The sequence below is a fragment of the Thioclava sp. PTB-PU3-1 genome (genome assembly GCF_055666785.1).
The window spans coordinates 536003-542983 of the sequence record NZ_JBVNVL010000001.1; the positions used below are offsets into that span (position 1 = coordinate 536003).

Consider the following 6981-nt stretch of genomic DNA (forward strand, 5'->3'; position numbering starts at 1 on the left):
TCCTGACCGGGCCACGTCACGCTCATTCGGCGGGGAAACCCACGGTGCAGTCGATCCCGGCGGGCAGCTTGCCTTCGGGATTGGGCAGCGCGAGGCGCACCCCGAACGTGTCCGACGCCGCATCGAAGACCTTGTCGACGACGCTCACCGTCGCGTCGTATTCGCCGCCCACCGGCGCTGCGGGATAGACTTTCAACACCTGACCCTTCTTTACCCGGTCATACATCGACGTCGGCAGGAAGACCTCGACATGGAGCGGGTCGATCTGCGCGAGCTGCGCGATCGGCGCTTGCGAGTAGACATATTCGCCCGGCCCCATCATCCGCGTAATCACCAACCCGTCTATCGGCGAGCGGATCTCACGCCGCGCCAGCTGCGCCTCCACCCTTTGCAGATCGAGCTTCGCCAAATGTTGGTCCATCTGGGCCGAGCGCAGCTCCAACTGGGCCACTTCGGCATTGGTCTGGGCCTCCTGCACCTGCGCATCGGCCATCACGTTTCGCTTGCCCATCTCGGTCGCGCGGTCGGCGGCCTTTTGCAGCAGCGCCACTTTGGAACGCGCGATGTCGATCGGTCCCTCATCCTGCGCGCGCTCCTTGGCATAGGTCAGCTGTGCCTCTTCGGCCTTGGATTCCAGCTTCGCGATCGGGTCGCCCTTCTTCACGGTATCCCCGCGCGAGACGAAGACCTGATCGATCACCCCGTCCACCGCCGAGCCGATCTCGAGCACCTGCCCCGGGTCGATCAGGCAATCGAAGCGCTCCTGATCCTGCGCGAGCGCCGCGCCGGGACCGAGGGCGAGAATGAGGGTGATGGAAGTTAGCCGCATGGGTGGTCCCTTTCAGTTGCCCCTGCCGCTGAAGGCGAGCAGGTCTTCGAGATTGTCGTCGGCGCGCAGAAGCGCCTTGCGCACGCCGGAATGGCGCGCTTCGGTCGCACGTTGCGCAAGCCGGGTCACGGGCGCGCCGATCAGCCACGGCACGCGCCCCTTCCCGCTTGAAAACATGCGGATCAGGCCCGAGAGTCGCGTGCCATAGAAGACCCGCAGCAGGTCGTCGTCGAGCGACACGAAGGTGACGAAGCTGCCCGGGTCGCCCTGCCGTCCGCAGCGCCCGAACAGCTGGCGGTCGATGCGGCGCGCGTCGTGACGGCCGGTCGCGATGACATGCAGCCCGCCGAGGTCGCGCATCTGCTGATCGATGCGGATATCGGTGCCGCGCCCGGCCATGTTGGTCGCGACCGTGATCCGCCCATGCCCGCCCGCTTCGGCGATGATATGGGCCTCGTGCTCGGTCTCGCGGGCGTTGAGCACGCGATGCGTCAGCCCCTCTTCGGTCAGGAGTGCGCTGATCTCTTCCGAGGCGGCGATGGATTGCGTGCCGATCAGGATCGGGCGGCCCGTCATATGGACGCGCTTGGCCTCGGCCAGAACTGCGCGCCATTTCTGATCGGCGGTCGCGTAGTGCCGCTCACCAAGGTTCTTGCGGCGCGAGCGGCGGTTGGTCGGGATGCGCTTCGTGCGCAGCCGGTAGACCGCGCGCAGCTCGCCGGAGACTTCGGCCGCGGTGCCCGTCATGCCTGCCAGCGTCAGATAGCGGCGGAAGAAGCGTTGGTAAGAAATCCGGATCAGCGTCTCTTGCCGCCCCGTGATCTCGCAGCCTTCCTTCACCTCGATCATCTGATGCAGCCCGCGCTCCCACGAGCGGTCGGACATCACGCGGCCGGTATATTCATCGACGATCTGCACGCCCGCCTCATCGACGATGTAATGCTTGTCGCGGTGATAGAGATGCAGCGCCGAGAGCGCCTGCCGCGCCAGTTCCTCGCGGTGAATCTCGGTGGCCCAGACCCCGCCGAAATGCGCGCTGAGCTGGCGCAGCCGCGCTTTACCGAGGTCCGTCAGTTCGACCTTCCATTCCTTCTCGCGCACCGTGAAATCGCGCGGACGCGTCAGCTTGCGCCCGATCTCGACGGCGCGCTGATAGGTCTGCTCCAGCCCCGAATGATCGCCCGCCCGGGTGATGATCAGCGGCGTGCGCGCCTCGTCGACCAGCACGCTGTCCGCCTCGTCCACGATTGCGTAGCATAGCCCGCGCATCAGCAGCCTCTGCCGTTTCGGATCGGTCTTCGACAGCCCCTCCAGCGCCATATGCAGCGCGCGGGTCTCTCCCTCCAGCACCAGCCGGTCCTTGAGGTAATCGAAGGCCAACTGCTTGTTCGTGCAGTAACAAATATCGCAGGCATAGGCCGCCTGACGTTCCTCGGGGCCCAGACCTTCGACGATAATGCCGACGCTGAGACCCAAAGCCCGATAGAGCGGCCCCATCCATTCCGCATCGCGCGCGGCAAGGAAATCGTTCACCGTCACGATATGCACCGGCACGCCCGAGAGCGCCATGATCGCGGCGGGCAGCGTGGCGGTCAGGGTCTTGCCCTCGCCGGTATCCATCTCGGCGATCCGCCCGCGCAGCATCGCGCGCCCGCCCAGAAGCTGCACATCGAAGGGGCGCATCTGCAGCGAGCGTTCGGACTGAATGCGCACCAGCGCGAAGGCGCGGGCCACGAGATCGGCGCGCAGCCCCTTCACCCGCAGCTTCTGCGCGACCTCGACGCGGGCGGCGTTAAACCCATGCGCCTCCAGCTTCGCCAGCGCCTTCTCCTCCTTCGCGACACGGCGCAAAAAGCCCGCGCCTGCCGCCGATTTGATCGAGAAGAATTGCGACACCCGCCCCACCGCGCTCGCCATCACCCGGTCGAGCGTGCCGAGGCGTTCATCCTCGCGCTCGGGGTAGAAGGCGGTCAGCAGACCGGGGCGCTGGACGAGCATCTCAGACATCGTAGAGCCTCAGGAACAGCTGGCGCAGCGCGCGATAGGCCTGAAACCCGATCGGCAGAGTGCCATGCGAGAAACGCACCTCGACGCGACGACCTAGCAGCGGCAGCGCCGCATCGGGGGCCATCTCCAGCTCGAACTCGAAGACCCGTTGCAGCGTGCGCAGCCCCTTGGTGTCGCCCGGATCGACCGGAACCGTGCCGCCGCCCTGCAGCCCCAGCGCGGGCGTCGGCAGGTCGCGGATGCCGCCGGGCACTTCGCGCACGATGGTCGCGGGATAGCTCTGCCCGCCATACTCGACCGGCATCACATCGACGCGGCCCGTCGCGTTGCGCACCAGATCGACATCGTCCTGACCGACCACGACGCGCAGAGCCGCCGTGTCTTCCTCGGTCAGAACGTAGGAGATCACCTGCCCGCGCTTGGCGAACCTTCCCTGCAGATCCTCTCCATTGGGCACCACGGCCAGACCCGCGCGCGGCGCGCGGATCGACAATTCGTCGAGCTGTTGGGCGAGCCGGTTGCGGTCCTCGCGGGTCGCGGAAATCTCCGCCGCGATCATCTCGGCCTCGACCCGGTCAGTGCGCACCGCCGCCTGACGCTGCAGCTCCAGCCCCGCCAGTTGCGAGTCCAGCACATCGAGCCGCGCGCTGAGCAGCGGATCGTCGAGCTTGATCATCACCTCGCCCGGCTGCACCGCGTCATAGGTCGCGACCGGCACCTCGGTCACGAAGCCGCTCGTGCCGACGCGCACCTGCGCCTGCTCAGACGGCCATGTCACGCCGCTGACCACCGATCGATACGGCGCGGGCAGAACGAACAGGATCACGAAGAGCGCGGCAAGGATCGCGCTTGTCACAAGGACCGCACGCGGCCTGTTGGAGCGGAGTTTCGGGCTGGAAGACAGAAAGGACATGGATTTGCCTATGGGCACGAGGATCTGTGTCGTGATCGCCCAAGCCGCCAGCAGCACCCCGATGAAGAAGAAGCGGCCGGCGATATAGGTGATGATCGCGAACATGATGAAGAGGCGATAGATGAAGGCGGCGATCCCGTAGAACAGGAACCAGCGCTTCTCGGCGGGCAGCGAGGTGACGGGCTCCGCCTCCTTCATCCCGAAGAGGTATTTCTGCGCGAGATAGGCGTAGTAGCGATTGGCGCGCTGACCGAGATTGGGAATTTCGAGCCAATCGGCGAAGACGTAATAGCCATCGAAGCGCAAGAGCGGGTTGCCGTTGAACAGAAGCGTCGAGACGCCGCCGATCAGCATCACGTTATAGGCCACCGCATGGGCCGCGCCGGTCTCGGCATTGAGCCAGACGAAGAGTGCGATCGAGGCGAGGAACAGCTCCACCATGATCCCGATACCCCCGACCAGCATCCGCTGATACTTGTCGCGCAGCGCCGAAGCGGCGGAGGCATCGACATAAGGCACCGGCACCAAAACCAGCAGCATGATCCCGATCTCATGGACCTCGCCGCCGTTCTTCTTCACCGCATATCCGTGGCCCAATTCGTGAAACGCCTTCACCACCGGATAGACCAGCCACAGCACGAAGAGGTTCTTGGGCGTCAGCACCCGGTCCGCGATATTGTCGGTGATCGCGCCGAAATTGATTGCGGCGAAGATGAAGCCCGCGAGCACGACGAGCACCCAGATCACCGCGAAGGTGCGGGTGAAGAAGGGCCGCACGAAGGGCATGGTGCGGGTCAGGAAAGCGTCCGGGTCCCAGATAGGGATCCGGATGGCGAGCGGCGACCAGATCTTCTGCTTGATCTGCATCGACTGGTGGCGCTGGTAGCGGCGGAACAGCTCGCGCCCGTCGGGCGGCACGTCGCAGATCAGCGCGTCGGCTGCGTGCAACTGCCCCATCAGCCGGATCGCTTCGTCCTGCGTGGGGGCCTTCTCGCCAAGCTGCTCATTGGTGGTGTTCCACAGCTCGTCCATCGTGCGCTTGCCGTTCATCAGCCCGACCAGCCGCCACGCGGCCGGCGAGATGCGATGGAAGCGCCCCGTCGCGATGTCCTGAACCACGAACCAGACGCGCCCGCGATAATCGTGCCGGTGGATCGCGACATGTCTACGCAGGCGCGGTTTGAGATCCTTCACCCGATACCAGGACGGAGAGAAGAGCGAGGTGGCCATGTCACGGCCACCAGGACCAGAGCGTCATGCGCACCCAGAGAACGATCCGCCGGGTCCAGATCCAGACGAGGCGGTGTTCCTCGACCTCGATCTTGGCGACCCCCTCCATGCCCGGACGCAGCGCATTGATCGGCCCGTCGGTCACGGAAGCCTCGACGAGAAACTTGTTCGCCCCGGCTTCGGCATTGGAGATCGGCGTGATCCGGTCGACCTGCACTTCGATCGGGGTGTCGGGCAGCGAGGCCAGAATGAGCGCGCCGCTCTCGCCCGCTTTCACATCCTTCACGTCGCGCTCGTCCACACGCAGCATCACGCGGTAATCATCGAGGGGGGCGACCTGGAACAGAACGTCGCCGCGCTCGATCGGCGCCCCCAGTGCCTGCGTCAGATCGCCCGAGACCACGACCCCGTCGAAGGGCGCCTTGATCACCATCCGCCCGATCTCCTGATCGAGCAGTTCGATCTGCGCATCCGCCTGTTCGATCTGGCTTTGCAGGATCAGCGCCTTGGCGCGTTCGCGCTTGGCCATGGCTTGCGAATATTCGCGGGTCTGCTTGGACTTCTGGCTTTCCCATTTCAGCCGCTCGAGCCGCAGGTCGCGGTCGTCGAGCTTGGCCATCACCTCGCCCGCCTTCACGATATCGCCAGCGCGCGCATCGGCCTCGGCCAGATAACCCTCGATCGGAGCCGAGATCGCGCGCTGGATACGGCCCTCGATGGTCGCATCGGCGGTCACGCGATACATGCCCTTGGCGAACCACGCGAAGGCCAGCAAAGCGACCAGCGCAATCGCGGCCAGTTTCAGCGCCGCGTGATTGGGGCCGAACAGCGCCTTGAACGTATTGACGCTCGCATCCCATGTTTTTGCGGGCAGCCAGCGGTCCTCGCGCCGCTTGATCGCCAGAACGGGGCCGAGCAGCACGCCCGCATATTCCGCCATCTGGATCGTATCGCGCCCGAACGGCTCGCCCGCCGGGCGTTCCAGCACCAGCGCGCCGACCAGCTTCTTGTCCTCGGTCAGCGGCACCGTGCAGAGCGTCGCCCCGCCCTCGGTTTCCGACAAGGCCGCATGGGCGCGCAGCACCCGTTCCGAGCCGTCCTCGGGCGGCGGATAGCTCAGCACCGCCTGCTGGTCGATCGCCTCGTCCATCGCGGCCTCGATCGCGCGCACGAGGTTGGACCGCTTGCCGAAGCTCGCGGAATTCGACAGTGCCCGGACGCGCGCATGACGCCCACGGGTCAGGCCGATCGCGACCAGTTCGCAATTCAGAACGCCCGCAAGTTCAGAGGCCACCGCGGTCGCCGCTTCGGTGAAGCGATTGTAATGCAGGCTGGTCGCGAGCAGTTCGATCACCGAGGCGAGGCTGTCGCCCGAGCCGCCCTGCTTGCGGCGCAAAAACGCCTCGAGCCAGCCCGAGCCCCATTGCAGCTGATCGATCGCAAGGTCGGTGCGCGCGTCGGGATGCGTGCCGATCTGGATCGCCGCCGCACCGCGCAGATGGCCCTCCATGCGGATCGGCACCGCGATGGCCGCGCCGCCTTCGCTCAGCGTCTCGATCACCATCCGCTCGGCATGGATCGCGCCGTCGATGGCTGCCATGAGTTCGCGTTTCGGATTCGCATTCTCTGGCCAGACCGCGGCAGGCTCGAACCGGCTGCGCCCGATCCCGGCCAGCACCACCAACCCCTGTTCCAGACCTGCCACCTGTCGGGCCATCGCGGCCAACCAAGCCTGCGATACCTGCGCGCGGTCTGTCCCTGCTTTCAGCCTGCCGAGGGTTTCGGAATCCAGAAATACCGAGCCCGTCGCCTCGCCAGACGCTGTCCCTGCGTGTTGCTGCAAAATTGCTCCCTCGAGGGTGCTCCCCAGCGCCCTTCCCGTTCGTCTATGTCCCTGAAAGTGCCGATTTAACGGCCAAAAACGCTCCCTTACCCGAAGTAAACGAGCAGTTCATGATTCCATCAAGAAAAAACGAGGCAGTTGAACGCATTGGCCCCTGCT

The 6981-nt window shown here is 65.5% G+C and carries 4 protein-coding genes; all 4 read right to left on the reverse strand.

Annotation, left to right across the window (positions count from 1 at the left end):
- Nucleotides 1-22: 22 nt before the first annotated feature.
- The 4 genes from ACZ7GB_RS02600 to ACZ7GB_RS02615 are packed head-to-tail and all read right to left on the reverse strand — an operon-like array spanning nt 23 to nt 6696.
- Nucleotides 23-829, reverse strand: a complete 807-nt coding sequence (locus ACZ7GB_RS02600) for an efflux RND transporter periplasmic adaptor subunit (RefSeq protein ID WP_472157564.1) — start codon at nt 827-829, stop codon at nt 23-25.
- 12 nt (nt 830-841) lie between these two features.
- Nucleotides 842-2836: a preprotein translocase subunit SecA gene (locus ACZ7GB_RS02605; RefSeq protein WP_472157565.1), complete on the reverse strand. Its 1995-nt coding sequence runs from the start codon at nt 2834-2836 to the stop codon at nt 842-844.
- Entirely contained in the window at nt 2829-4979 is a 2151-nt protein-coding gene (locus tag ACZ7GB_RS02610) for a hypothetical protein (RefSeq protein WP_078599401.1), read from the reverse strand. The genes ACZ7GB_RS02605 and ACZ7GB_RS02610 overlap by 8 nt, the downstream gene beginning before the upstream one ends.
- A gap of 1 nt (nt 4980) precedes the next feature.
- Nucleotides 4981-6696, reverse strand: a complete 1716-nt coding sequence (locus ACZ7GB_RS02615) for an efflux RND transporter periplasmic adaptor subunit (RefSeq protein ID WP_472157566.1) — start codon at nt 6694-6696, stop codon at nt 4981-4983.
- Between the last annotated feature and the right edge of the window lie 285 nt (nt 6697-6981).